This is a genomic window from Microcoleus sp. S13_C5 (assembly GCF_036700845.1).
Lineage (GTDB): Bacteria > Cyanobacteriota > Cyanobacteriia > Cyanobacteriales > Microcoleaceae > Microcoleus.
The window spans coordinates 60,185-85,627 of record NZ_JAUBPR010000007.1 but is presented as its reverse complement, the minus strand read 5'-3'; the positions used below and the strand labels follow the sequence as shown (position 1 = coordinate 85,627).

Genomic DNA, 25,443 nt, shown 5'->3' with positions numbered 1-25,443 from the left:
TAATATGACTATTCAAAAATTTGTTGTCACCGCCGACCAAATGCGGCAAATAGAAACCAGAATCTTTGCTGCTGGAATGCCAGCCGCAGCTTTAATGGAAAAAGTCGCGGGACTGATTGCTAGACGCATTCAGGCGCTTTTGAAAGCGGAAGGAAGTTCGGCAACTAGCAGTGTACGGGATTTAACGGATAGAAGAAAAAGGGAAGAAGGGAAAAATCTTGTTAATTCTCAATGGCCTGTTATCGGGGTATTGGTTGGGCCGGGACACAACGGCGGCGATGCTTTGGTTGTTGCCCGCGAATTGCACTTTCAAGGATTTCAAGTAGTTATTTACTGCCCCTTTTCTAAACTCAAAGAGCTAACAAAAAATCACGCTGATTATGCGCGTTCTTTAAATATTCCATTTGTTGATAAAATAGAACTGCTGAAAAACTGCGATTTACTCGTAGATGGTTTATTTGGCTTTGGATTAGAACGAGAAATTACTAACCCCACAGCCGCCGCTATTGACGAAATAAATAATTTAAATATTCCCGTTTTGAGTATAGACATTCCATCGGGAATTCATACAGATACCGGAGAAGTTTTGGGGACGGCGATCCGGGCAAAACATACATTATGTTTGGGCTTGTGGAAAATGGCATTTCTGCAAGATAGAGCGTTAGAATATATCGGTCGTTCCGAATTAATTGATTTTGATATTCCCGCAGCAGATATTGCAGCAATATTGGGCGAAACGCCAGCAATACAACGCATTACAAAAGCCTCGGCAACTCAGCATTTGCCGTTACCCCGATCGCCAATTTCGCACAAATACACCAACGGTCACTTACTAATTATTGCAGGTTCCCGCCGCTACAGCGGAGCCGCAATTTTGGCAGCATTGGGAGCAAGAGCAAGCGGCATCGGAATGCTGTCAATTGCTGTTCCTGAGTCGATTAAATCGATGTTGAGCAGCCAGTTGCCAGAGGCATTAGTTATAGGATGTCCTGAAACCCACAGCGGTGCAATTAGCGAATTGCCAGTAGCAATTGATTTGAGTACCTATGATGCGATCGCCGCAGGGCCAGGTCTGACATTGGAAGCGGCAATAGCTGTAGAATCTGTACTGGAGAGCGATCGACCTCTGGTTTTAGATGCTGACGGTTTAAATATCCTCGCTCAACTCGGCACAGTCCCGATTTTGTCCGAACGCTCAGCACTGACAATTATCACGCCTCATCCAGGCGAATTCAAGCGTTTATTTCCCGAATTAGCCGAGCAAATCGGCGACGATCGAATTGCCGCAAGTCAAGCAGCAGCTCAGCTTTGCGGCGCAACGGTATTGCTCAAAGGAGCCAGAGTTTGCATAAGTTGGAAGTATGAGGGCGATTCCCTACGGGATAGCTATGCTTCACGTACCATCACCTACCTCAATCCCGAAAGCACCCCAGCCCTCGCCAGAGGCGGCAGCGGCGACGTTCTCACAGGCTTGTTAGGGGGACTATTAGCAAGTGCGATCGCCCGCAAATCCCCTCCCAAATCAGTTGCTACAACAGCAGCTTGGTGGCACGCTCAAGCCGGAATCATGGCTGCTAAAGAACGGACGGAATTAGGAGTAGATGCCTTTACTTTGACACAGTATTTAATTCCAACATTGCGAGACTTTGCTGAGTAAACAATCAACATGAGTTGGTAGGGCGCGTACTCCGCATCTTTGTATTTGGTAGGTGTGCACCGCGCACCTTGGCATTTTGTAGGGTGTGCACCGCGCACCTTACCCCTTGGTTTGTATTGACAACGGAAGTCCTCCTAAAAATATTACAACTTGCATTCCTTACGACAAACCAACGAGTAACTCAAACGAGTGACACTCACATGAGTGACACTCCAAAAAGTGACTGTGCATCCACAAATCCCACCAGTTATACCTGAAATATCAAAGACCAAAACTTAAATATTGAGAGGAACCACATTATGTACACCGAAGAAAGAAGCTTGAACAATGAAACTATGGCTCTCGTCGCCGATACTAATGCTCAATCAAGTCTTGCATTTGCTGAAACCACGGGAGTAAACAAACCCACTTTACAAATGGGTTCAACAGGTCAAGCTGTTAAGGAACTACAACAGCTTTTATATCATTGGGCATATTATTTCGGCCCGATTGACGGTATCTTCGGCGTTCAAGTTCAAAACGCTGTCAAAGGGTATCAACACCGCGTCTTTTTAAAAGAAGATGGGATTGTGGGCCCTATCACTTGGGAAGCACTATACTCTGGTGCACCTGTGAATATGCCGATCGTCATGAAGGGCAGTTCTGGTAATGCTGTTAAAATTGTTCAGAATGTCTTGAAAATCAATGGATACTATTTCGGTTCGATTGACGGATTCTTCGGGGCGATGACAGATGTAGCAGTGCGACAATTGCAACTCAGCAAGGCTTTACCGCAAGATGGTATTGTCGGCTATAGAACTTGGCACGCCCTCAGCAAGTTACCGCACTAATGACGGGTTGGATTCACTTTCAGTCATCGCCAACAATTGGTAGCTCAATTAGGGATTTAGGCTTTGCCTAAGTCCCTAATTATCGTTAAGGGGAAGGCAGCGCGCGGGAAGGGCCATCGCAAATTCTGTTACCGTTCTCGGCGAGGAAAAATATTCTCGACTTTTCCGTGTTTATTTGTTACTATATCTTAGGAAATTGGGAGTCACAATCCGGTCTATTTCCCTTCAGCTTTAGTTGTAAATAGTTGCACTCATAAAAAAATTATTATTCCGATACTTACCTAACAAGACTTAGGCATGGGGGGCTGATTCCCGGTTTCTACGAAAAACTCCAGGTTTAGTAACGAGAAATCTAGGAATCAACCGGGTTTTTAAGCCAAGCGCACGCAAGTCCCGAACTAGCCTTTGATGAACTTTTCTAATTTGTGAGCCATCTTCTCGACAATTCCCTCTGAAGTATCTGCCGCCGATGATTCAGCTTCAATAAGCTTGACCACATCCTCTGAAAGATTCAGCAACTGCACTAATTTTTGATAAGCTGCGGCTTCTTCTGCGTTAATTTTTGGTTCATCGGGAGTACGAGAACTAGATGAAATCACTTCATAGCCGAGTTGCAAGACTAATTCTTTTTCATCTTGAGTTTCTAGTTGGCCGATCAACTCGTCCAGGGGGATATTTTGCATGATGTAATCCCGCAGTTCTTGTTGCATTTGTTGTCCGTCGGTATCTGGGGCAAACAAACTACAAAAGCGATCGAGCATTAAATTAACTTCTTCTGTCGCGAGTTCGCCGTCAGCCCAGGCCATAGAAGCAACAATTCTCAGCAGATTCATCTGGCGGGGCGTAATTGATGGAGGAGGGGGGGTTTGCATAATCAAAATTGGTTATTGGGAATTGGGAATTGGGGATTGGGAATTGGGAATTGGGAATTGAGCCTGATTCCTTCTGGTCTTTTCTTTCCCGTTCCCCTTCATTTATGTCACAATTTTGATAGAGGAACTCCCAGCCATCCAGTAAAGTTTTGTTTCTGAATAGCCGTGGGCTGTTCCACCGGCATGATCGAGTAGCGGCCAGGCCGGGGCGGCGCGAGAGTCACACGACAAGTCCGCAGTTCGTCTTGGTGAAAAACTGTCACCTCTATTGTGTCCCCCGCTTGATAATCTTTAAGCCTCTCGCCCACTTGTTCTGAATTTACCCGAAAACCTTCGATCGCCAGCAACTCGTCCCCAGCATCAATTCCTGCCAATTGTGCCGGAGATCCTATTTCGACAAATTTCACCATTTCCCGTCCGTTTTCGGCTCCCAACGTCCAACCAATGCGAGGTGTTTGATCACTTTCATCTACCCAAATTTGCAGCCCGAAAGGTTCCAGATATTGGTTGTAAGGCAACTCTTCTGTGCCGTCTATATAGCGCGCGAAAAAGTCGCTCAAATCGATGCCGGCGACGGACTCGATCGCACTTTGCAACTCTTCGGGAGTAAAGCCTATTTCTGCTGGCAGCGAATGAGCATTTGACTGTCCGTTTGATGTTTGATGCGCCGGCTTGGCGTCTGTTCCCGACTTCTGTTTTAAATTGCCGTTTTCAGGCGAATTAGCATTGCCAAACTGCTGCCACATCAAACGCATCACATCGTCGAGCGATCGCTCATTGCCGTGTCTGGCTCGAATCAACAAATCGAGCAAAAACGAAACAACTTCCCCTTTCAAATAATAGGAAATCTGCGAATTATCGCTGTTAGCATCCCGGCGATAAAGTTTAATCCAAGCATCCCAGCTCGACTCGCTGACCGGCTGCACGCTCCGCCCCGGAGTCGTCTGCAAGCGAGTGATTTCCTTAGCCATACTTTGGAAATAACCTTTCACGCTGTAGATACCAGCTCGAAAAGGAATAACCAAATCGTAATAACTGGTAGTGCCTTCAGAGAACCATAAAGAAGGAGTGTAATTTTCTTTTTCGTAGTCAAATACTTCCAGAGCTTTCGGTCGAATGCGCTTGACATTCCAGAGGTGAAAAAACTCGTGAGCTACCAACTGAATAAAGCGTTCATACTTTTCCTTAGCCCGAAAACCAAAACGCGGATAGTTGAGAGTGCAACTCTCCTTGTGCTCCAAACCGCCAAAACCAGAGCCGGACAAATGCAGGAAAAACACATAGCGTTCGTAAGGCAAACCGCCGAACATTTTTGCCTCGACTTCGATCACTTTTTGGATGTCTCGAATCGCCCGCTCTGGTTCTAAATTCCCTTTTCCCCAAACAACTAGCTGGTGGGGTTTTCCCATCACTTCAAACTCGTACACTTCGTGATAGCCAATCTCAAAAGGACTATCGACAAGGGTGTCAAAATCCGCAGCAGCAAAAGTAAGATTTTGCCCATAAACAGGCGGCAAAGTAGTAACGGTGAGCCATTCGGGCTGCGGTGGCACAACGGTCACGGTGTAGGAGTTACTCTCAAAACCAGGCAAGAAAAAGCACAAAGCCGCCGGATTGAAATAACCGTGAGTCGAGTCTAAATGATTGGTTCGCACTGTCAGTTCGTTGGCAAAAATGCGGTAGAAAACCGTGACATCTGACACCGAATTTGTCTCGATTTGCCAGTGATTTTTGCTGAGCTTGCACCAAGGTAAAGCTCGATCGCCGGATAGCGAGCTAAAATCTTGCAGGTGGCGGGCGTACTCTCGAACCAAATAAGAACCGGGAGTCCAGACAGGCATTTTTAAATCCAGAACCGGCTCCGACCAACCTTGCACGCGCAAAGTCACTTCAAACAGGTGGGATTCTGGATTGGGCATCGCCACCGAATATTGAATTGTCGGTGCTGTTAATTGCCCCTGACGGTTGTCGGCAGCCGACGAGGTATCCAAAGAAGTAACATCAGTCATTGACTTGCCAAATTAATCAAGTGCTTGAGGTTGATCAAATGGATAGTTTGGCGGTCTGGATCGATTTTGATCCAACCTTTACTATCGAGTTTTTCCATAATTTTGCTGGTTTCATCTAGGGTGATATCTGTGACATCAGCTAAGTCTTCATAAGGAATATTGAAGATCTCTTTGCCCTCAGCAGTTTTCTGACCGTAGTTTTCTGCCAGCTCGACTAAAGTATTTGCTAGTTTAACCGCTGGCTGGCGGTTTCGGAGTTGATAGCGGTGATTGGTTTGGCGGAGCCGCCGCACCATTAGTTGCAGCATCCGGTGGTGCAATTGCGGGTCTTTAAACAGGGTTTGGATAAATCGCTGAGCTGTGACGCTCAGCAGCCGCACGGGTGATAGAGCAAGTACGTCATTTGATCGGGGAGATTCGTCCAGAATGGCCATTTCGCCGAAGAAGGCACCCCGTCCTAAAATAGCCATTGATACAGCTCGATCGTTTGACAAGCGCCGAACTTTTACCCAGCCAGACACGACAAAGTAAATCGCGTTGCCCCAAGAATCCTCCATCACTACAGCTCGGCCCGGGGGATACTCATGCTTGACGGCATTTGATAGCAGCCCTCCCAAGGTTTCTGGGTTAGCACCCTTAAATAGAGGGAATAGCTCACTGAAAGCTTCTGTCTTCATGCAAACTCGCGGAGGTGGGAAATATGATTAGGCGACACCCAACAGCTAGGGAACGATCGATGTTTGGGAACACAAACAATCCGTTGCTCCTTTAATTGATGATAAGGGTGCAGAGGCCCGGTTCACGTAAAATTGGCAGATTCTTTAATCTTAAACGGGTTTACAAGCCTGCCACTGCCTGTTGAACTTTGCCCAACAGAGGTTCTATGTATTCTGGCCAGCCGATCGCGATTGACTGCGTGTGGGCCAGAGTCTCCGGCTCGATCGCATCTGCCGTCCACCTCAGCGGTTGACCTTGCAAGTCGCAACAAACCAATCCGGCTGCTTTGGCTAGAGCCAGAGGGCCGGCGGTATCCCAAACTTTAACTCTGCCGTTGAGATACAGGTACAAACCGGCTCTACCGAAGATAACTTCCATCACTTTTAAGCCAAAGCTGCCCAGTGAGTAAAATTCTGCTCCGGGGATGCTGTGGGCGATCGCCTGGGCGTAGTTTTTTTGGTCTTTGTCTCCGAGAACAATTTTACAATTTTCCGCTGTCGGAGCCGGGGGTTTGCACAGCGCGATCGGCTGCGGCGCTTGGGTTCCCCCACTTTGGAACAATCCCCAATCTTTGCCACCAAAATACATTTGGTCAAAAGCCGGGGCGTAGAGCCAGCCGGCCACCGGTTCTCCTTCAAGCAGCAGCCCCACCATCGAAGCGTAGTGCAATTTTCCCCGAATAAATTCTTCAGTCCCGTCGAGGGGATCGATGCACCAGAGGCGCTGGTAATTGGCGCAGTAAGCTGTTCTGGAGGCCGCGTTTTCCTCGGTGATCCTGCCGTCTTCAGGAAACAAAGCGCTAAATGCGGCCGATAGTTGTCGGTCTAGGTATTGATCGATACTTGTCACGTAGTCGTTGGGCCCTTTCTCGGAAACTTCAAAAGGTTCGGCTGCTAGCTTGTAAGCTTCTTGACCGCTCTCGCGCAGGGTGTAGCGAATTTTTTGGTCTTGCTCTGGAGAAATATACATGAGGTTAAACATAAATGCTTCAACTAACTTCAGCATAAAAGCTTAAGTCCTTTGAATCGATGGGCGCGTGTCACTGTTTTTGACTCATACAGGATTTGCGCGCCGGTGCCGAGAAACCCGGTTTCTTTACCATCTGGGCTGTTGCTATACAAGCCCCAGACAGAATTGCGCGACGCCCAACTCGGCAAATGCCCCCGCCACGTCCTGCGAACCCTCAGAGACCGCTTAAATGCCACCGTCCACGCCGGATGGCGAAGCGATATCGTTGAGCGACAAGCTGCGATCGAAAATTTCTTCTAAACCCGAACATTGGGCCGCCGCCGGCAAGTTGTCCCAGCAAGTCAGCAGCGACGACTTGATATTTTGTACGGGCGAGGACATTGGGATTCCAGTGGCGGCGGTGTGTGGCGAATCGCCCGTGAAGCGTAGCTATCCCGTAGGGAATCGCCCGAAAATTGTTGTATATTTCCACAATATCGATCTGCCACGCGGCCACCTCGCCCTGAAACTATTTCGTTTGGCTGACAAAATTGATGTGTTCATGGCCTGCGCCACCCCTCAAGCTGACTTCCTCCGTAGTTATTTAGCTATACCTGAATCCCGCATTTTAGTGCTTCTAGACCAGACAGACACTCAGTTTTTCACACCGGGCCCCGTTTCTGCCGAGAAAAAGCGGCAAACGGTTGTTAGCGTCGGATTAGAAAAGCGCGACTACCGACTCTTAGCAGCAGCAACTGCTGACTTAGATGTTGAGGTAAAAATTAGCGGTTTTTCTAAAGATGCCAAAGCTTTATCGCAAGCTTTCCCCGATACTATGCCAGAAAATATGTCGCGCAAATTCTACGAATGGCCAGATTTAGTGCAGCTTTACCGGGATGCAGACGTAATTGCAGTTTGTTTGGTAGACAATAAATATGCTGCTGGAGTGCAGGCTTTACTGGAAGCAATGGCTTGCAAGCGACCGGTCGTCATTACTCGGACTCAAGGTATGGTCGATTATTTAGCGGCCCCGGATATTGCCAAAGTGGTAGATGTGGGAGATGCCGCAGGTTTGCGCGAGGCGATCGTCCATTTGCTAAAAAATCCTCAAGAAGCTGAATCTCAAGCGCAGCGGGGCTACGAAATGGTTGTGAACCAGCACAGCAGCGAACGTTATGTCGATGTTTTAGCCCAGAAGTTGCGATCGCTTTAATAAAAGTGTATGGTGCGCTTCGGCGCACCATAACTCACGCCTGGAGGATGCACAATGCACACCTTACTGCTATAGATAAAAAGCCAAACTATTTATTACCCAAGTCATATTTAAAAAATCATGAATTATGAGTGTCAGTTACTAATTAAATCTCACAGCATTTACGTCGTTAGTAAATAAACCGGGTTGTTAAAACATAATCGAAAGCCTTAAGGAAGTATTTTCGTTCATCAAACCCGGTTTCTGTACCTAGAAATGTTTCACTCAAAACTCACAAATTAAAACTATTAAGATTCCCGTCCACTCGCCCACTTATCCCGCCATTTCACAGTCCCTTCCGAAACTAAAACCCAGCGGCGACAAACCAGATTTTCTCGCAGCGGCGACTGTCCTTCCCGTAGCAGCGCATACTTATAAGAAATCAACTTCCCCGCACTTTCATTAAAAGGAATTTCCCCAAACCAAGTATTAGTATTGATATACTCCAACGGGTAACCCTTACTAATATCCCAATTCCCCAATTCAGGACAATCTCCAATCACCACAATTCTTTCACCAGGTTGAGTTCTAACGCTGTTAAGCTGCGCCCGCACAATAGTTTTCGCCTTAACTCGCTCTCCGACGCGACTAAAAATCATTACTTCCCGCGCACCCAGCTCTAAATTGTACAGCATCCCATCTTTAACTTCAAACTTACGGCGCGATAAAACCTCCGTATGCTCTCCATCAGGCAGCTCAGTATCAACCTCTTTAACTGTAACAGCATTGCCACGATTCATCGCTACAAACACCACCGAATCGCGATAGCGGCGCACGTAACAATAAACATCAGCAGTTAGATATTTTTGCCACTGACTCCCCATCGAAATAGCTGGATTCAGCCGCCGTAATCCTGACAGCAAACGCACAGCTCGGTAAATCGGCGAATCAGTATCCCACTTGTCCATCATCGGGCGGTTGTAGGGGTCATTCCCCCCATCTGTATCATCGTGCAGATACTGTTCGGTGCCGTAATAAATGCAGGGAATGCCGCGAGTCGTCATAATTAAACATATCGCCAACTGCAGCATTTCGGGATCGGGATTCAACGACTGAAACCGCGGCATATCGTGGTTGTCAATAAAAGTAATCAACTCCGTCGCCCCGTAGTAGCGGTGATCCAAATTCAGTACATCTTGGACTAACTTAAATCCCGCCTCCGCACCCTTTCCCAATACTTCTCGAATTGCCACGCACAGACCAAAATCTAAAATAGTCATCCCCGACTCGTTGGCAAATTCCACAGAACGATCGTTTCTAGGGTCGCTGTAAATCCATTCGCCAAAAATGAAAACATCAGGTCTGTGTGTTAAAATGTCAGCATTAAATTCCTGCCAAAACCAAATAGGCATATGCTTGACTGTATCAACCCGCAAAGCATCAACTCCTCTGTCCAGCCATTGTTTAATTGCTGACTTAATGTAATTGCGGTATGCAATATTGTTTTCGTTGAAAGTTGCTAAACCCGACAGTTCGCAGTTTTGGACTTGCCATTCATCTTCCCAGTTTTTGACTGCCCCGTAGTGGTGATACCAGTTATCTTCATCGTCATTAAAGTCAGCTATTTTTACGCCGTCGTCGTATAGTTCTCCTTTTTTTCCACTAAAATCTGGGTTGCTGTGATTGCAGACAATATCGAGTACGAGTTTCATATTTCGCTGGTGTAACTCGTCTACTAACTTGTCAAATATGGTATTTTTAATTTCTTGTGTTTGGTTGATAGAAGGATTGTCGCCTTTGGCAATAAAGCGGGGATTGAGCCGCTTGAAATCTTTAGTCCAGTAGCCGTGAATTGCAGCTTGTTCGACAAATAATGCTTCTACTTGCTCGAACAGTGGAGTCAGCCAAACTGCGCTAACTCCCATATCTTTTAAGTAATCGAGTTTGTCGATAACTCCCTGCAAGTCGCCGCCCCAATATTTGCCCCAATCTTTGCCTTCTGGATCGTAAAGTTCTGGGTTTGGGCCTTCGTTATTTTCGGGGTCGCCGTCGTAAAAGCGATCAACTACAATGAAATAAATTGTTTCTTGTCGGAATTCAATGTCTCTGGTGTAGAGGAATTCTAAATCCAGTTCGCTTTCTGGCTTAACTTCTTCTACCAGAGACTCAATTTTGTCTTCGGATTCTGTAACTTCGTATTGAGAGGAAGTTTGATTCGGAGTGACTGATGTCATGAGATGTATTTTTTTATATTGTAAGATTGGTCAGTTATTCGGAGCTAGAGTCGGAGATAGCTTTCCCCTCTGACTGACTTTTACAGCATCATACGGAATTTACTCGTTTAATGAAATCTTCCTTTAGACGGAGGGCAGACTCATCCTTGAGCATTAAGTGGATGAGAGTTAATATTTAGCGTAATTCTCTATCAAAGAGGCAGAGCCTCAAAAGCCTGCGCTACCATGCTGAGCCTGGTAACCAGAAAAGGTGTACGGTGTACTAATTGTGCGATCGTACTTTTACCCTTCCTTTCATTCCTCCCACCAATTTTGGATATATTCAACACTCAAACCAGTAGTTTGACTAATAGTTTGATTGTCAAGGACATTGAGAAGTTGCCTAGCAATTTCTAGAGCCTTTTCTCTCATTCCTAGCGCGACTCCTTCTTCTCTACCTTCTGCGATGCCTTGTTCTCTGCCTTGTGCAATCCCTTTTTCAATTCCCTTGAGCAAAACACCTTGCTGATCGAGAATAAACATTTCGCGTTCTTCTAAATCGGCAAACTCCTCTGGATTCACATTAGTTTCATTAGCAATCGCAAAGGCTTGCTGTATTTCCAATACTGTTTCCATTGTTGACGGCACTATTTCCAAGCTGGGAGCATTTCTCATAAAATAAATCCACTTGTCAGTCAAAGTTTCTAACTCATCCAATTGTTTATTGAATTTGGGCAATTCTATAAATATTAGTTCAATCTCTGGAGCGACATAAGCAAATAAACTTTTTTTTACTTAAACACAAAATGAGGAATTACTTGTTTGTCATTATGAAACATTTCAAAATCAGTAATTGTCAAAGCAATTACAGGTTTTCACTTAAAGTAACCTTGACTGCGAATCAGTTGAGTTGAGTAAGTTTTCGCAGCATTGTAAACCACCCTTTTCGCAAAAAATGCTACATTTAAAACTTGCCTTTCGATAATTACAGTTGCGCCTCCTGCAAGCTGGGCTTTGACATCCAGCTAAGAGTCTTTGAAATATGGAACTCTCGATCTTAAATACGGGTCGATAATTTCTAGGTCGGCGATGGTGGGGTTGCCATCATAAATCATGGCATTGAGAAAGCTGATTAAAATAGGTTGGCTTTCCTTGGAGCCGAATATTTTTTTGAAGGCAAACTCGATTTTGGGGTTAATGAATCTCACGGTCAATCTCTTTTAAAATGACTTACCGAAGAAGAATTCAGAATTCAGGAGCCAGAATCCATTCTGGATTCTGTGCGACACGATCGAGAATCCAGGTTTAAAGCCCCCGATTTTAATCGTGGATCACAAAAATTTCTTTCCGTGACCGTTACCCCTGACCTCAGGCATGGGTATTCTGAATTCTGAATTCTGTCTTCTGACTCCTTCTCATGTATTATTTTAACCCAGGGAGAAAATCGGTTGGATCTGTTAGGATTTGCAGCTATATCGTTTGTTCTGCAACTCTCCGGGGTGGGCGAGTTGCCAAGATATCGGATATTCTATCCAAGCTTGAGCGGGGGACTCCATCAGCCATTAGCCCTTGCTCTATGTTCTATTCTGTCCAATCGACTTGTCGAATCTCTTCTAGGGTCAGCTCCAAACATTGCGCGATTTGCTCATCGCTCAATCCTACTGCTTGCAAGGGTTGGATGGCCTCCATTTTCGCCTCCGGCTTTCCTCGCAAAAAATCAGGCGACTCTTCCTGTGACGTGCATATATTCAGTGAGCCGATTAAACTGGACTTCCCCCATAAAAATGTACTAACAGTCCTAAAACTCTTAGCCAATAAAGGATGCAACTATGGAGCTGAAAAATTGTACCCTTTTATAAGCAATAGCTGACGCAGGTGATCGCGCTCCTCTCTTGTAGATTCAATATAATTCCCGATCACAAACAGATATGAATCTTCTACATGGGTATACAAGTTTTTACTCAACAATTGAAACCTTTGTGATGAGAGGCTTTTGAGCCTGTGTAAGTATACTTGCAGGGGAAGTTCAGATTTAAGTAAGCTCAGCTAAAAAAACAGAATACCCAGAACCACGACTTCTTTAAGTGCTACGGCGATATAAAAGAAGAGCATTTTACGTTTACAGGACTTACGCAACTGGCACAGGTTGGGCAAGTGCGAGCGCCATCAGGCAGCGTCGCCAACAGTAACTCATCGGGGGTAGAGAACTCCGTGAGAGGTGCTTTGAGAGTCTCAAAAGCCTTGCATGTAGTTGCGCTCGTTAAATCTGACAGGAGTGACACAACTGGCACATGGCAAGCGAGCGCTCTCATCCTAACTGTGTGGTGATGACTGACTGTAACCTGGGGAAAGAGCTAGCAAGTGTGACCCGAGCGCGATGAAAGCCGTACCATCTGCTTTCTGCGTGAAGTTGCGAGCGAGCGTACAATATATAGCGTGTCAAAATTAAACTGATTGGCACTCTCAATAGTGGCGCTCGGAATGTTTTAATTATTGTCGGCATGAGATTTACCAAACTTAACTACTGTCAATATTTATTAAGCAGTCAAATCAACTATACGCTAACCCATTTGGCAGAGCATGTAGAAACAATCAGCCATTCCTGTAGATTAATCGGTATTTGAGAAAAGAAAAACTTACCCCTAAGTTATTATGGGAGAATGTGGCACCCCAGATTGCAGCTCATGTTGACGGTTATGTGATCTTTGATGATACAGTATTAGATAAAAGATACAGCGAGGATATTGAATTAACCCGCCGACAATATAGTGGTAATGAACATAAAGTAATCCCAGGTATTGGATTAGTTAATTGTGTGTATGTCAATCCTGAAACCGGAGATTTTTGGGTAATAGATTATCGAATTTATGACCCTGATGGGGACGGGAAGACCAAAATAGACCACTTGTTAGAAATGCTCCAAGGGGTAGTATACTCAAAGGACTTGGCTTTCAAAACAGTCTTAATGGACACATGGTATGCTAGCCAAAAAGTCATGGAAGCTATTGACAAGCTAGGCAAAATATATTACTGTCCGTTAAAGAAGAACCGATTGGTTGACGACACTCAAAATCAAGAAGATTATAAATCGGTTGAATCTTTAAGTTGGACGCCATCTGAACTAGAGTCAGGGAAAGTCATTAAAATAAAAAAGTTTCCCAAATTCAAGAAAGTGAAATTATTCCGAGTAATTGTTTCCACCAACAAGACGGAATATGTCGCGACTAACGACTTAACTCAGTCAGACACAAATGACGTACAAAAAGTGTGTGCCATTCGTTGGAAGATTGAAGAATTTCATCGAGAAATCAAGCAATTAACAGGAATAGAGGCTGGCCCGTGTCGAAAAGCTCGGATTCAAAGAAATCATATTGCTTGCGCTTTACTTGTATGGGTAAGGCTTAAAAGTTTAGCCGCTCAGACAGGTCGAACAATATATCAAATCAAACATGGGCTGCTATCAAATTATTTAATTGAGCAACTGAAACGCCCCCAGATTCCGATGTCTATTGTCTAAAAAATCTGACAATAAACTGAAAGCAGTTTTTATTAAGAAAGCTAACAACCGCGCTCAGACGGTTGGTTGATGAGTGCCGTCCCGATCGAGGGACGGCACTCATCAACCAACCGAGAGTAAAGTTTGGAACTTTTGGAGAGGCGATCGAAGCATTTGTGACAGTTGCGTAAGTCCTGGTTTAATTAGAGCGACCTACTTATCCGAAAAAAGAGCGATCGCCCGACATCCAACCCAACCCTAGCTAATTACAGCCACCGCAGACTCTGGCACCTGAGAATGCTCCACCCGAAAAACATTGGCGCTCAGATTAGCAACAACTTGTTTCCCCTGCTGCGTCAGTTCCAAATAGCCGATCGCATCCTTCACATACCGATAAACCACATTCCAATAAAACTTCGGATAACCATCCCGCAACTCCCCCGGATTCTGATAGCCCAAAACCCGATTTTGCCCAATCTCCTCAAACTCGTAAAACAGCGCCGCAATCTTTTGCAAATATCGCGGATCACTCAACTGACCAATTAAATCAGCAGCCCGAACTAAACCCGGATAATTTACAGTATCTTGATAATCTTCATCAGCAGGAACTGGGAAACGAGTCAGCTCAATATTACGCTTAACCAGCTCAGCATCAATCAGTTTGTGACCGCCAAAACGCTCGTCAATAAACATTTTTCCGCGATCGACATGATAAGGCATTAAACTAGCATCCGTCGCCCCCGGCGGCAGCGTTAATTTCAGGTCGCCTATTCCCGTCGCATACAGTCCTAAATCTGTTCTATCTTGCCTGCAAACACCTTTAACATACCCGATATCGTGACATAGCAAAGCAATGTGGAAATGCAGCCAATCTTCGCAGGAAACACCCCCTTCGCGGATGTGTTTCCCACCCAGAATTGCTTGTCCCACCAAGGTTACTAAAATAGTGTGTTCGACATTATGGTAAAGAGCATCGCTATTGGCAATATTTTCTAAAGCCATACTTGCCACCCAAGCAATAATCTCGCCATAGTCAGATTTAAACCCGCCGTAAGTGTGGCGGTAGCCTTCAATCAGACGATTGACAAAAGCCTTAATCAGCAGTTCAGTTGCGTTAAACATATTCACTTCCCTGAGCCCACGTAGATTATTAAATTATTTTTATAGTTATTGTTTTTGCTGCTACCGTTTGATGTTATTTCTGGCTTAAGCGCCACGATGGATACCCACTCCTATCGAGAGGCATCCATTGATATTATCAACAATTATGGCTTAAATTATGGCTCTGGCAACTACCAGAGCGACAGACCCCATAAATAATTGATATCAATGGGCGATCGAGGTATGACACCCCTCAATCAGCAGTACGGTGTTACATCTTCCGCGCATACGTCAGTCGATTTTAGATTTTAGATTGACTCCACAGATACATCGGGGCGCGGGAAGTAGGATCTAAAATTTTGGGTTGCTCACCACTGTTGTCGGAAACTTCTCTCTGTTTTGGCTGACCCCGCCCAAAAACGAGAGCTATCGAAAGCTTAACCCCATTAATTCCTCCTACACAAGATTAAGCTTGCACATAGGCGGTATGTAGAAAAGATGGTGTCCCAATAACTGGATATCTCTCTCACAAGAACACCGTGCGAGTATAAGTTGGCACACCACTGAGTTACTGGTTGCTCTCTCACTGCAATGCTACCGAGCCACTGTCCCACTGGTTGCACGAGCCGATCGCGAAAAGTTAAGTCTTGGCACTGATTTTCCGGGAAAATATTTATAGTCAAGTTCATGATTGATCTCAGTAATCATTACTAACAAAAACTTATGAATCACCCGACTTAATCCTCAACGAAACCCACTGTTGCTCCGGTGACCTGAATAAATTTTATCCGTGACACTCGCCGCCCCCCAATGTGATGCGAAGAACCGCATTTGTGATTTAAAACTTGCTCAAGTGTGAGACAGATCACGCCCCCTGTTCCCTACAGAATGTATATTTAGATAGATGGCAATAAAATAAGACAGCATAACTTGCAACCCTCCGTCGCAGCTTCCCCCTCCCATAATCTGCGCTCTAATGCTCTGTATACTTACTAATATAAGGTTTCAGGCAATGATTAAACAAAAACATAAATATGCCGACCTTCCTCAACTTCCCCACACAGATACCGTGTTCCAAAAACTCCCTGTAGAAGTTAGAGAGTGGGCCCAAAGCTTGCCTTGGAACCAACGGCGCTATGTCTTGTCGCTCTGCTACATATTGTGTGCATCTACTCCCGACTTCCAAGCAGAATTTTTAGATGATTATACAGCCGACGGTTTAGTCTCAAAAATGTTTGAAGATGTAGATACTCTACACCGAGTCAAAGAGTATTTAATCAGATTTCGAGTCAAAAAACAATTAAACGAATCAGATTTAAGAAGCTACATCAAACAATTTTATATCCACTCAGCTCAACAATCGCGGCGAGAAACTGACCAATATTTAGAATCTGCACTCCGCTTCGTCTTGAGTACAGAAGAACGCAATAATGTTTTTAACTACATTTTGGGCTTTGAATTTATTAAAATTGTGTTTCAAATGAGCTGGTTGCAACACGAAAGATTAGCGAGACTACAAAAAAATCAGTCGCAGTTTATTGAAACCTATATTAAGCCGATTCAACACGCACACAGAGTTAATGGCATAATTCTACCGAAAGATGAGAGAATTTTTTTTGCCAGACGCACCTATTACGTTCAACTGCCTAACATTTCCTACAAAAAGCTCATTGAGTTAGTCCTGGCAACTTTTACTACAGAAATGGTGAGTAATTGCGGATTTTCTATCAGCCGCCACTCTCAAGCTCTGCGTTTTGACTGCGATTACATTTATGATCCAGAACCAGAAGAAGAAAGATTTCCTACTGACTTGCAATTTATTCATTGACTTTAGGTAGTAATGTGTACCATAGGTTGCTTTTTTCTCTTTACTTTTAGTTTGGCGTTGCGTACAGGAGAGTTTTTGACACATGGCACTTCGAGTCGGTAAGTTAAAACCGAGTTTTTCAGCCGGATTTGATATAAAATTAGGATGGCTGGATCAATTAACCTTCTGCTTGCATTTCTTCAATTTCAAACCAGCTAACTATCACTCCCGCGAGCGGAATAGGGAGAAATATGCCTAAAAGGCCTGCTGATCTCGCGCCTACTAACAGTGCAAAAAACACCACTACCGGATTGAGGTTAAGGGAATTTTGCATGAGTCTCGGCTGAATAAAGTTGTCTTGAATTTGCTGCAAAACAATGCAAGCTACCAATACTTTTAAAGCTAGCCACACATTTTGAGACAATACAATAAAACACACTAAGCTAATTCCCAGCGTCGCTCCGATTCCCGGAACTAAATCAAACAATCCGACAAGAAATGCTAAAATTAAAGGAAATCTCACATCTAACAGCAGGAAAATTACAAAGCTTGCTGTTGTCAAAAATAACATTAACAGAATTTGTGCCTGAAAAAAACCTAAAAAGTTTCGCTCTATTGTTAAACTTAAACGTCTGTGCAGGTGTCGAGGTATAAATTTTAGAACTAACAGCCACAGCCTCTCTCCATCAAGTAACATGAAAGAAGCCACCACAATAATTAATATTAAATTCAATAAATTGGTTAACAATACTTGTAAAAAAGCAATACTCGAAAAAACTCCAGCCAAAGCTTGATTTCGCAGTTGTTCCTCAATAACTCGCAGGTTAACTTGCAGGTTTCTCGCCCGCAGGAATGCTTCGATGCGGTCGGACAGAGGCGCCAGAGCATTCACAAATTCAGTCATGCTGTCAATTAATTGCTGCCCTTGAGATAAAAGAGTGACGCCTACGGTGACGGTGAGACCGCCAAAAACTAAAATGGTGAGCAAGACAACGAAGGCGACAGCTAAACTTCGCGGTAAAAATCTCTGGAGATTTCGCACCGGATAGTTGAGCAAAAAAGCCACGAGTGCAGCAATCGTGAAAACCGCGACTGCTGTTTCAAAGTAAGCTAAAAGTTGCAGTCCAGCCCAACCAGAAGCAAATAAAAGTAAAAACCGGACTAAGGCTAAATTGCTTAGCATATTCCAAAAATTGGGAGGGGTTTTCTCTGGCTCTTTCACAGGGATTTTTAGGGGTTAATAATAGCTCAAAAATATTGCAGAGTCCTCTTTTAGAATCGCACCCAAGATATATCAGCGGCTATCCCCCTCAAGGCAGAAAACAGATGTCGAAGGAAGAAGGAATAGGCGAGAAGGAATAGGGAAGAGGGAAAAAGGAATAAGCGAGAAGGAATAAGTTAGAATAAAGGCAGTAGGAAGGCAGCAGGCAGAAGCTAGAAGCAAGGCAGTAGGCAGTGTTTTCTAACTTCTGTCTGAGGCAAGGGTGCGTTCTGATCACCATAAGTTTGATCGTCACGAATGCCGAATGAAACACGCCCGCGATCGAACAAACAGCCTTTCTGAGTCTAAAACCGCCTCGCCAACTCTTTGGGATGGCAGTACTTGTCGTGCCAGCCCGATCGCAACTAACACACAAACGCTCAAACTTGCCGGCGCCTAAAAACCGGGTTTCAGTGCCAGTCGCGAAAAATTTCAACTGTGCCTTGTGGAAGATAGTATGAACGGCTCAATTTTTGGGATACTAGAAACTAGCACTCAACTTAGCTGAGGAATAAACGTGCTGCTATCAAAAGGCTTTGAAGTAGAAATGTATACTGGCACTCCCCAAGGTGAGGTTGTCGGTCTCTCCGATCGCATAGTTGCCGATCTAGAGGGATTTGTGCGGGAGCCTGATAGCCGCAATGTGGAGTACACGACCGCCCCGCTGTCGAGCTACGATCGCCTGCTGTGCGCCTTAGTCAAGCCGCGAGTCCGGCTGCGCGAGTATCTCAAACAATTGGGCGACTATACCTTGCTGCCGGGAAGTACCTTGTCTCTCGGGGGGAGCGATCGATTTTACAGATCCGATCCCAACAACCCCTACCACACATACATAGAGCAAACCTACGGCACCAAAGTCGTCACCGCCAGCATTCACATCAACATCGGCATCTCCCAACCAGAAATGCTGATGCGCGCCATCCGCCTCGCCCGCGTCGAAGCACCGCTATACCTCGCCTTGAGCGCCTCTTCCCCCTTCCTCGATGGCGAAGTAACGGGCTATCATTCCACTCGGTGGGGTTTGTTTCCCAAAACTCCCGCCATCGTCCCCCTGTTTGAAAGTCACAAGCATTACATCCAGTGGACAGAAGAACAGCTAGAACTCGGCACCATGCAAAACGTCCGCCATTTGTGGTCTGCCGTGCGACCAAATGGCGATCGTCGCCCCTACTGTCTCAACCGCCTCGAGCTGAGAATTTGCGACCTCGAGGTCAATCCTCTGGCTTTGTTAGCCATCACTGCCTTACTAGAAGCTCGCATTTGGCAGATGATGGAAGACCCCAGCTTAGACCCCTTAGAAGTCAGCACCTTACCGGCGGCCACCCGCAACCAAGACTTAGTTGCTCTCACAGACGCCAACGAAATTGCTGCATCCCGGCAAAGTTTGGATGCCGAACTTACCCACTGGCAAGACGGCAGAACTATTCTGGCACGAGATTGGATTGAGGAAATTTACCGCGAAGTGTGGCCTCTAGCCAAAAAACGCGGCTTTAGTTGCTTTCTCTCGCCACTCAAAAAGATTCTCCGGGAAGGCAACACGGCCCAGCAGTGGTTGAAGCTACACGAGGGCGGTTCGGACACCCGCAGTATTATTCTGCAAGGGATTCAGGGGATGGCTCACCAAGAATGGGAGCTAGAAGACAACTTGTGCGCCCAGTTAGTTGCCTGAAGTACCCGCCGTTATTATAACAGGGGCTTTCACTAGCCCCCTGGCTATGCGTACTCAGCCAATACAAATAGCCCGAACCTCTCGGTCAATCGATTTGAGATTTTAGATTTTAGATTAAAGAATTGAAGCATTGACCCCACGGATAAATTCGGGGGGCGAGTTTCATCGGATACAGGTTTTTTATTTCTGGACGGATGAATCCGGGGGCTTGTATGCTGGATGCTTTCGGTCAAAAGTTGCAGAGCGCCGTCGAAAAACAAATCAGAATATTTAATCAATGGAGCTCGACAAAGGTTATAAATAAAAGCTATAAGGTATATATACCTTGGGGTAGTTTTATAAATTTCCCAATAGCTGTATTTTAGGCTTTTAATTAGCTTCATGCCCCAACTTGTCTTGATTCACCCGCAAATCCCCCCGAATACTGGCAATATCGCCCGCACTTGCGCTGCCACAGGCACGGAACTGCATTTAGTGGGCCCGCTGGGGTTTGAAATTAGCGATCGCTACCTGAAACGGGCCGGCTTAGATTACTGGCCCTACGTCAACCTCCACTGCCACGAAGACTTAGCGGCTTTTCTTGCCTATCGGCAGCAGCGCGGGGGACGATCAATCGGATTCAGCACTGGCGGGCGATGCAATTACGCGCAATTCCAATTTCAGCCCAGCGACTGGCTGATGTTTGGCTCGGAAACTGTAGGCATTCCCCAATTCGTCTTGGATGCCTGCGACGCCACAGTTTTTATTCCTATGAGCCAGCCTGGAGTCAGGAGTTTGAACCTCTCCGTCAGCGCCGCTGTGGGTTTATTTGAGGCTAAACGACAGTTGGGCGAACTCGGATAAATCATTATCAACACATAAATATATAGATATTTAATAGGTGTAGCAGGCTGCCTAATCTTATTTTAAATATAAGAAATTTGTATCAAAGGGGTAAAAATGTAGATAGCTGACATTAATATATTTTATTCATTCAAAAACAGATTGTTATCGGCAACACCAAATTACTCACAAGATGATTCAGCAATAAAAACGGAGGATTTTAGCGATTTAGGGCGTCAGCGAGCACCAGCTTGGGTCTGAACCCTATATCTAGTAAATATACGGTTGTAGGCTGTCCGGAAATTAGCATAAAGTCAGATAATAGGTAAGAGTTCAGAGCCTTACCGGAACGAAGATTTTATGTATTCGTTCTAGCTATTGCGGTGTAAGGCTTGTGGGGTTAATTGCAGCAGGTTTGACCGAGAATTTAAAAATTTCTGACGGTTTGAGCTTGTCTAAATTAAAAAAGCAAGGTAATCTGGCCTAAGCATGATAGCTGTCAACAATCAGAATATTTTTGCTTGTTGATTTAAATTCAGCGTCATGCGATCCCCTTGAGTGTTTCCAAGGACAGTTAGCGCTTCTCAGTAGGAGGTCGTTTTTTTGAAACGAACATATCCCCAAATTAAGCCTGCTCAGGCTAGTGAAATCGACAGAGATGGTTCTGCGGAACCGTCCAAACAGACAACGCTCAGCACAGGCAGAGTTCGCTCTCTCGCCACGCTCGGGCTGGCAATATCGGTAGGTGCTTCTGGCATCCTGCTACCGAGAAATGGAGACAGCGCTCGCGCGTCTGAACTCGCACCGACATCAGAATCCACCGCTGAAGTACAGCCAGTATCGGCCAACGGGCCCGCTACCTCCGCACAAGTTGATGGTTCCAGGGCCCAACAGCCCGGATCACCTTCTGACCCGGTGGCGGTTAAGGTGCAACAGGGGCAAAGCCTTTGGGAGCTTTCTCGGGATTATGAAGTTGAACCGTTGGCACTAGCCACTGCCAACGGCATGAAACCCGATACCATACTCCAAGTAGGCCAACAGCTCAGAATTCCGACTGCGACGGAAGCCACACCACAACAGAACGCCGACAATACCGCCTCGGCTTCGCTAGAACGCGCAGGGACGGTCAATCCCGAACAAGAGTTAAATCTGACTGGCTCCGAGCCGGATAGTGCAGCCCTGACAGCGCTGCCATCAACCGTAGCGACCCCGCTGGTCACGAAGGTACCGGAACAAAGTTTGATCGACATCCCGAATGCAGACGGGGCGATCAACAGTTTGAAAAAACAGGAAAACCGCACCACTGAATCGGGTCGAACCCTGTTAGGGTCTGAGGGGGGAGCAAATTTATCTACACCTGCAGCATCTTTGCCGGAGTCAGCACCGACGCTGACCTCCCCCGGATATGCAACTGGGACAACTCCTGACCTAGGGGCAACACCTGTAATTCCCAATGCCGTCGGTCAAGCAGCATCGCCCGATCGAGCATTCGAGTCAATTGAACAGTCTTGGGCAACACCCAGTTTGCCCTCGGCTGTGGTAGTCCCCCCTGCGGGAAGTACCGCCGCGCCGGCTGAGGTTCTCTACAGCGTGCGTCCGGGAGATACGGTAGATGCGATCGCCAAAGGTCACGGCGTATCGCCCAAAGATCTGATCTCCGTCAACAAGCTCGGCAACCCCAACTTGCTGAATGTCAATCAACGGCTCAAAATTCCCCCAGTTGGGTTAAAAAATCCAGGGGTGGAGGCTGCAGCCTCTTATTCTGCCTCCAACTCTACATCTGTCTGGGCGGCGAGTTCGGTTCCCGCATCTTTGAACCCCAGCTCGTCTACCTCGGAAATAGCCAGTCCTGGCGTTGCAGCACCGGCGCCCAAAGTGCCTGTTGTCTCTCCCCTGGAGAACCTGGAAGGTCTGAACAATATTTCAGCGCCGATGGTTCCCAAAATTAACAGCATTCCGCTGACTCAAGTTTCCCAAACCATTAGCGATCCACGGAAGCTGGATCTTCAAGGCGAACCAACATTTACAGGTGCAGTTGACACCAGTGCTCTGCCTGGGTCAGCCAGTGCAACTGCTACCACCATCGCTACGGGAACATACCCGCAGCCGATCAGCTTCGTGGCCAATACTAGCGCCCAGGGTTCAAATGCCGATCCAACTAGCGCTTTACCAGAGTCGAATTCGGAGGCTCTCCCTACCACAGAAGCTCTCAACCCTTATTCCGAACGCTTGAGGGCAGAAGTTGTCAGGCTGCGAGAGGAATATCGTGCCTCGCGCAATTCGATCGGCGCCAATGCGGTGTCCCTGGCTCCAACTGACGGGCCCTCGGTCAACCCGTCTGAGGATATGCCAAGTGTCAATCCATATCTCTACACCCCCGACTATACTGAGGCGGTGCAGAAGGAAATCAGCAGACCGCCATCGAGAGCCTGGTCTGAGCAGGTTCAGAAGCAGCAACAAGAGCGTTTAGACCCCGCTCGCGCAGCGGAACTGCAACCGATAAACCTGACGCCGACCTCTGCTGGGCAGGGGCCTGTGGTAGCCACTGCTCCTTTGGGAGCCGACGGTTACGATCCCCTAAGCAACCCGTCTTTGGGACGCATGGTTTCTCCGGAACTGCCTCCGCTTTCTAACCCTGATACTTATCTGCCTAACGGCAAAAAACAGTCGGCTAACGGGTTTATTTGGCCGTCTAAGGGCGTTCTTACTTCTGGCTACGGCTGGCGGTGGGGACGGATGCACAAAGGAATTGATATAGCAGGGCCGATCGGCACGCCAATTGTGGCAGCATCAGACGGGGTGGTTACCTATGCTCAGTGGAACGACGGCGGCTATGGGTATCTGGTGGAAATTACCCATCCTGACGGCACTGAGACTCTCTATGCCCACAACAGCCGACTTTTGGTGCAACAGGGTCAGAAAGTCGCTCAAGGGGAACAGATTTCAGAAATGGGCAGCACTGGCTTCAGTACCGGGCCGCACTTGCACTTTGAAATTCATCCCGCCGGACAGGGTGCTATCAATCCAATGGCTTTTCTGCCCGACGATGCCTCCAGCGCTTCTCGGTAACGACTGGTCGAAAGTTATGGGTTTTGAATGATTACCAAAACTCATAACTTTTACTGTAAGTCATTAGAAATAGTGTTGCGTGAAAACAAGACATAGCTAGCCCTACCGTGCTACGATAGTAAATCGTGAAGTAGATTTGGCTCAGTGGCGCAGTGGTTAGCGCAGGGGACTCATAAGCCCAAGGTCGCAGGTTCAAATCCCGCCTGAGCCATTATTTAATCAAAAAAATCGCGCTCTCAATTTTGAGAGCGTGTTTTTTTGATTTATCTAGAACATACTTGTAGTCGTTATGAGTATGATATATTTGTAACAGTTCGTAAAAAAGGAAACAAAATCTATGACCAGTGAATGCCTCCGGGTTGGTCAAGCTGCACCCGATTTCGCAGCAACAGCCGTAGTGGATCAGGAATTCAAGACAGTTAAACTGTCAGACTATAAAGGCAAAAAGTATGTAGTCCTGTTCTTCTACCCCTTGGACTTCACCTTTGTGTGTCCGACTGAGATTACAGCATTTAGTGATCGCTTCGAGGACTTCAATAAAATCGATACCGAAATCCTCGGCGTATCCGTTGACAGCGAATTCTCTCACCTCGCTTGGATACAAACAGACCGCAAATCTGGCGGTGTTGGCGACCTCAACTATCCCTTAGTTGCTGACCTCAAAAAAACAATTAGTTCAGACTACAACGTCCTCGACCCAGAAGCAGGCGTTGCCCTCAGAGGTCTGTTCATCATCGACAAAGAAGGCATCATCCAACACTCTACTATCAACAATCTTGCCTTCGGCCGCAACGTGGACGAAACTCTCCGTACTCTGCAAGCTATCCAACACGTCCAGTCTCATCCCGATGAAGTTTGTCCCGCCGGCTGGCAGCCCGGTGACAAGACCATGACTCCCGATCCTGTCAAGTCTAAGGTATTCTTTGCTGCGGTTTAAGCAGATTATATTTGTAGGGACACGGCAGTGTCGTGTCCGTACCCGCAGCGGCATTCATTTAACCGGATTTTTAATTAGCAATTAGCAATTACCCAATTAGGAAATATGCTGACTTCTACTAATTTTAGCGACTTGTTAAATCAGCGGTTTTTCCAAAATTTATTGCCTGTTCCGGCGACTAATGTTCTGAACCTGGGACAGATGACGCCAGATTTTGAATTGCCGGATATTAATAATGGCAAATTGGTGCGGCTGTCGAATTATCGGGGCGATAAGCCGGTAGTTCTGGCTTTTACGCGGATTTTTACTGAAAAGCAATATTGCCCTTTCTGTTTTCCTCACATTAAAGCTTTGAATGAAAACTGGGAAAAATTTGCCGATCGCAATATAGAATTACTGATGGTTGCCAGTACCGACGATCGCCAAAGCCAAATTGTGGTTAGAGATTTAGGCTTGAAAATGCCTCTGCTGTCCGATCCAGGCTGTCAAGTTTTTCGGGCTTATCAAGTCGGTCAGGCTTTAGGTGCTCCTTTGCCTGCTCAGTTTGTTCTGGATGTAGATGGAAAACTTCTCTTCAAACATTTGTTTTCTTTCATAGACCACAATGCTAGTGTGGACACTTTGCTGCAATATGTTGATCGGTAAGGAAACCGCTGCTGTGTCCTAATTTGGAGTTTTTCACCGCTGATGTACGCTGGTTTAGGCCCATCAGCGGGATTTTTTCATCGGTTGACACTGGCTGCGACAGATCTTTAGTTATAAATACTTATTGTGCCAATTGCGATGGCGGAATGTTGCTATGTTCGATCAACATTAATCTAGGCTATAGCTTGAAGGTACTTA

General features: G+C 46.2%; 18 protein-coding genes, 1 tRNA gene and 2 pseudogenes. 12 read left to right on the top strand and 9 right to left on the bottom strand.

Features of this window, described 5'->3' with window-relative positions:
- Positions 1-4 precede the first annotated feature (4 nt).
- Both QUA04_RS03820 and QUA04_RS03815 read left to right on the top strand, forming a co-directional pair.
- A complete protein-coding gene (locus tag QUA04_RS03820) occupies positions 5-1,657 on the top strand; it encodes an NAD(P)H-hydrate dehydratase (protein ID WP_333253921.1) in 1,653 nt (550 codons plus the stop codon).
- 299 nt (positions 1,658-1,956) lie between these two features.
- The gene (locus QUA04_RS03815; RefSeq protein ID WP_333253920.1) at positions 1,957-2,487 is read left to right on the top strand and encodes a peptidoglycan-binding protein; all 531 of its coding nucleotides are present in this window, start codon (positions 1,957-1,959) and stop codon (positions 2,485-2,487) included.
- A gap of 398 nt (positions 2,488-2,885) precedes the next feature.
- On the opposite strand, the gene QUA04_RS03810 is transcribed toward QUA04_RS03815, so the two are convergent.
- The 4 genes from QUA04_RS03810 to QUA04_RS03795 all read right to left on the bottom strand — a co-directional run bounded on the left by QUA04_RS03810 (position 2,886) and on the right by QUA04_RS03795 (position 7,090).
- Positions 2,886-3,359: a TerB family tellurite resistance protein gene (locus QUA04_RS03810; protein ID WP_333253918.1), complete on the bottom strand. Its 474-nt coding sequence runs from the start codon at positions 3,357-3,359 to the stop codon at positions 2,886-2,888.
- A 107-nt stretch (positions 3,360-3,466) separates the two neighbouring features.
- Positions 3,467-5,368, bottom strand: a complete 1,902-nt coding sequence (locus QUA04_RS03805) for a M61 family metallopeptidase (RefSeq protein WP_333253916.1) — start codon at positions 5,366-5,368, stop codon at positions 3,467-3,469.
- Entirely contained in the window at positions 5,365-6,045 is a 681-nt protein-coding gene (locus QUA04_RS03800) for a Crp/Fnr family transcriptional regulator (RefSeq protein WP_333165702.1), read from the bottom strand. The genes QUA04_RS03805 and QUA04_RS03800 overlap by 4 nt, the downstream gene beginning before the upstream one ends.
- Before the next feature lie 160 nt (positions 6,046-6,205).
- Positions 6,206-7,090 (bottom strand): inositol monophosphatase family protein, encoded by an 885-nt coding sequence (locus tag QUA04_RS03795; protein ID WP_333253914.1) that lies wholly within the window; start codon positions 7,088-7,090, stop codon positions 6,206-6,208.
- 69 nt (positions 7,091-7,159) lie between these two features.
- On the opposite strand from QUA04_RS03795, the gene QUA04_RS03790 reads away from it, so the two are divergent.
- Entirely contained in the window at positions 7,160-7,354 is a 195-nt protein-coding gene (locus QUA04_RS03790) for a hypothetical protein (protein WP_333253913.1), read from the top strand.
- Complete coding sequence (locus tag QUA04_RS03785) at positions 7,284-8,246, top strand: glycosyltransferase family 4 protein (protein WP_333253911.1); 963 nt, start codon at positions 7,284-7,286, stop codon at positions 8,244-8,246. Before QUA04_RS03790 ends, QUA04_RS03785 begins: the two co-directional genes overlap by 71 nt.
- 287 nt (positions 8,247-8,533) lie before the next feature.
- Here the strand turns inward: QUA04_RS03785 and QUA04_RS03780 are convergent, their stop codons facing one another.
- Together QUA04_RS03780 and QUA04_RS29870 are read right to left on the bottom strand one after the other, a co-directional pair.
- Positions 8,534-10,459: an alpha-amylase family glycosyl hydrolase gene (locus QUA04_RS03780; RefSeq protein ID WP_333253909.1), complete on the bottom strand. Its 1,926-nt coding sequence runs from the start codon at positions 10,457-10,459 to the stop codon at positions 8,534-8,536.
- A 294-nt stretch (positions 10,460-10,753) separates the two neighbouring features.
- Positions 10,754-11,646 (bottom strand): annotated as a pseudogene (locus tag QUA04_RS29870) (Rpn family recombination-promoting nuclease/putative transposase).
- A gap of 1,293 nt (positions 11,647-12,939) precedes the next feature.
- On the opposite strand from QUA04_RS29870, the pseudogene QUA04_RS03765 reads away from it, so the two are divergent.
- A pseudogene (locus QUA04_RS03765) lies at positions 12,940-13,955 on the top strand (IS701 family transposase).
- 237 nt (positions 13,956-14,192) lie between these two features.
- Here QUA04_RS03765 and QUA04_RS03760 read toward each other — a convergent pair.
- Both QUA04_RS03760 and QUA04_RS29865 read right to left on the bottom strand, forming a co-directional pair.
- A complete protein-coding gene (locus QUA04_RS03760; RefSeq protein ID WP_333253906.1) occupies positions 14,193-15,056 on the bottom strand; it encodes an Npun_R2479 family HD domain-containing metalloprotein in 864 nt (287 codons plus the stop codon).
- Positions 15,057-15,491: 435 nt separating this feature from the next.
- Positions 15,492-15,596: a Mo-dependent nitrogenase C-terminal domain-containing protein gene (locus tag QUA04_RS29865; RefSeq protein ID WP_445242283.1), complete on the bottom strand. Its 105-nt coding sequence runs from the start codon at positions 15,594-15,596 to the stop codon at positions 15,492-15,494.
- Between the two features lie 451 nt (positions 15,597-16,047).
- On the opposite strand from QUA04_RS29865, the gene QUA04_RS03755 reads away from it, so the two are divergent.
- Positions 16,048-16,863 (top strand): cobyrinic acid a,c-diamide synthase, encoded by an 816-nt coding sequence (locus tag QUA04_RS03755; protein ID WP_333253903.1) that lies wholly within the window; start codon positions 16,048-16,050, stop codon positions 16,861-16,863.
- A gap of 157 nt (positions 16,864-17,020) precedes the next feature.
- Here QUA04_RS03755 and QUA04_RS03750 read toward each other — a convergent pair whose 3' ends face one another.
- The gene (locus tag QUA04_RS03750; protein WP_333253901.1) at positions 17,021-18,064 is read right to left on the bottom strand and encodes an AI-2E family transporter; all 1,044 of its coding nucleotides are present in this window, start codon (positions 18,062-18,064) and stop codon (positions 17,021-17,023) included.
- Positions 18,065-18,620: 556 nt separating this feature from the next.
- Between QUA04_RS03750 and gshA the strand changes: the two genes are divergently transcribed.
- From gshA to QUA04_RS03720, 6 genes are all read left to right on the top strand, one after another.
- Positions 18,621-19,772, top strand: coding sequence for a glutamate--cysteine ligase (gene gshA / locus QUA04_RS03745; RefSeq protein ID WP_333253899.1), 1,152 nt, complete (start codon positions 18,621-18,623; stop codon positions 19,770-19,772).
- A gap of 381 nt (positions 19,773-20,153) precedes the next feature.
- Entirely contained in the window at positions 20,154-20,615 is a 462-nt protein-coding gene (locus QUA04_RS03740) for a tRNA (cytidine(34)-2'-O)-methyltransferase (RefSeq protein WP_333068971.1), read from the top strand.
- A gap of 582 nt (positions 20,616-21,197) precedes the next feature.
- The gene (locus QUA04_RS03735) at positions 21,198-23,663 is read left to right on the top strand and encodes a peptidoglycan DD-metalloendopeptidase family protein (RefSeq protein ID WP_333253896.1); all 2,466 of its coding nucleotides are present in this window, start codon (positions 21,198-21,200) and stop codon (positions 23,661-23,663) included.
- 138 nt (positions 23,664-23,801) lie between these two features.
- A tRNA-Met gene (locus QUA04_RS03730) sits at positions 23,802-23,874 on the top strand.
- Positions 23,875-24,000: 126 nt separating this feature from the next.
- The gene (locus tag QUA04_RS03725) at positions 24,001-24,600 is read left to right on the top strand and encodes a peroxiredoxin (protein WP_333253894.1); all 600 of its coding nucleotides are present in this window, start codon (positions 24,001-24,003) and stop codon (positions 24,598-24,600) included.
- 105 nt (positions 24,601-24,705) lie between these two features.
- A complete protein-coding gene (locus QUA04_RS03720) occupies positions 24,706-25,245 on the top strand; it encodes a redoxin domain-containing protein (protein WP_333253891.1) in 540 nt (179 codons plus the stop codon).
- Positions 25,246-25,443: the final 198 nt, after the last annotated feature.

Coding starts and splice junctions, on each gene's coding strand:
- QUA04_RS03725 (WP_333253894.1), top strand. CDS start 24,001: ATGACCAGTGAATGCCTCCGGGTTGGTCAAGCTGCACCCGATTTCGCA.
- QUA04_RS03720 (WP_333253891.1), top strand. CDS start 24,706: ATGCTGACTTCTACTAATTTTAGCGACTTGTTAAATCAGCGGTTTTTC.
- QUA04_RS03785 (WP_333253911.1), top strand. CDS start 7,284: ATGCCACCGTCCACGCCGGATGGCGAAGCGATATCGTTGAGCGACAAG.
- QUA04_RS03740 (WP_333068971.1), top strand. CDS start 20,154: ATGCCCCAACTTGTCTTGATTCACCCGCAAATCCCCCCGAATACTGGC.
- QUA04_RS03760 (WP_333253906.1), bottom strand. CDS start 15,056: ATGTTTAACGCAACTGAACTGCTGATTAAGGCTTTTGTCAATCGTCTG.
- QUA04_RS03815 (WP_333253920.1), top strand. CDS start 1,957: ATGTACACCGAAGAAAGAAGCTTGAACAATGAAACTATGGCTCTCGTC.
- QUA04_RS03800 (WP_333165702.1), bottom strand. CDS start 6,045: ATGAAGACAGAAGCTTTCAGTGAGCTATTCCCTCTATTTAAGGGTGCT.
- QUA04_RS03805 (WP_333253916.1), bottom strand. CDS start 5,368: ATGACTGATGTTACTTCTTTGGATACCTCGTCGGCTGCCGACAACCGT.
- QUA04_RS03780 (WP_333253909.1), bottom strand. CDS start 10,459: ATGACATCAGTCACTCCGAATCAAACTTCCTCTCAATACGAAGTTACA.
- QUA04_RS03820 (WP_333253921.1), top strand. CDS start 5: ATGACTATTCAAAAATTTGTTGTCACCGCCGACCAAATGCGGCAAATA.
- QUA04_RS03810 (WP_333253918.1), bottom strand. CDS start 3,359: ATGCAAACCCCCCCTCCTCCATCAATTACGCCCCGCCAGATGAATCTG.
- QUA04_RS03795 (WP_333253914.1), bottom strand. CDS start 7,090: ATGCTGAAGTTAGTTGAAGCATTTATGTTTAACCTCATGTATATTTCT.
- QUA04_RS03755 (WP_333253903.1), top strand. CDS start 16,048: ATGATTAAACAAAAACATAAATATGCCGACCTTCCTCAACTTCCCCAC.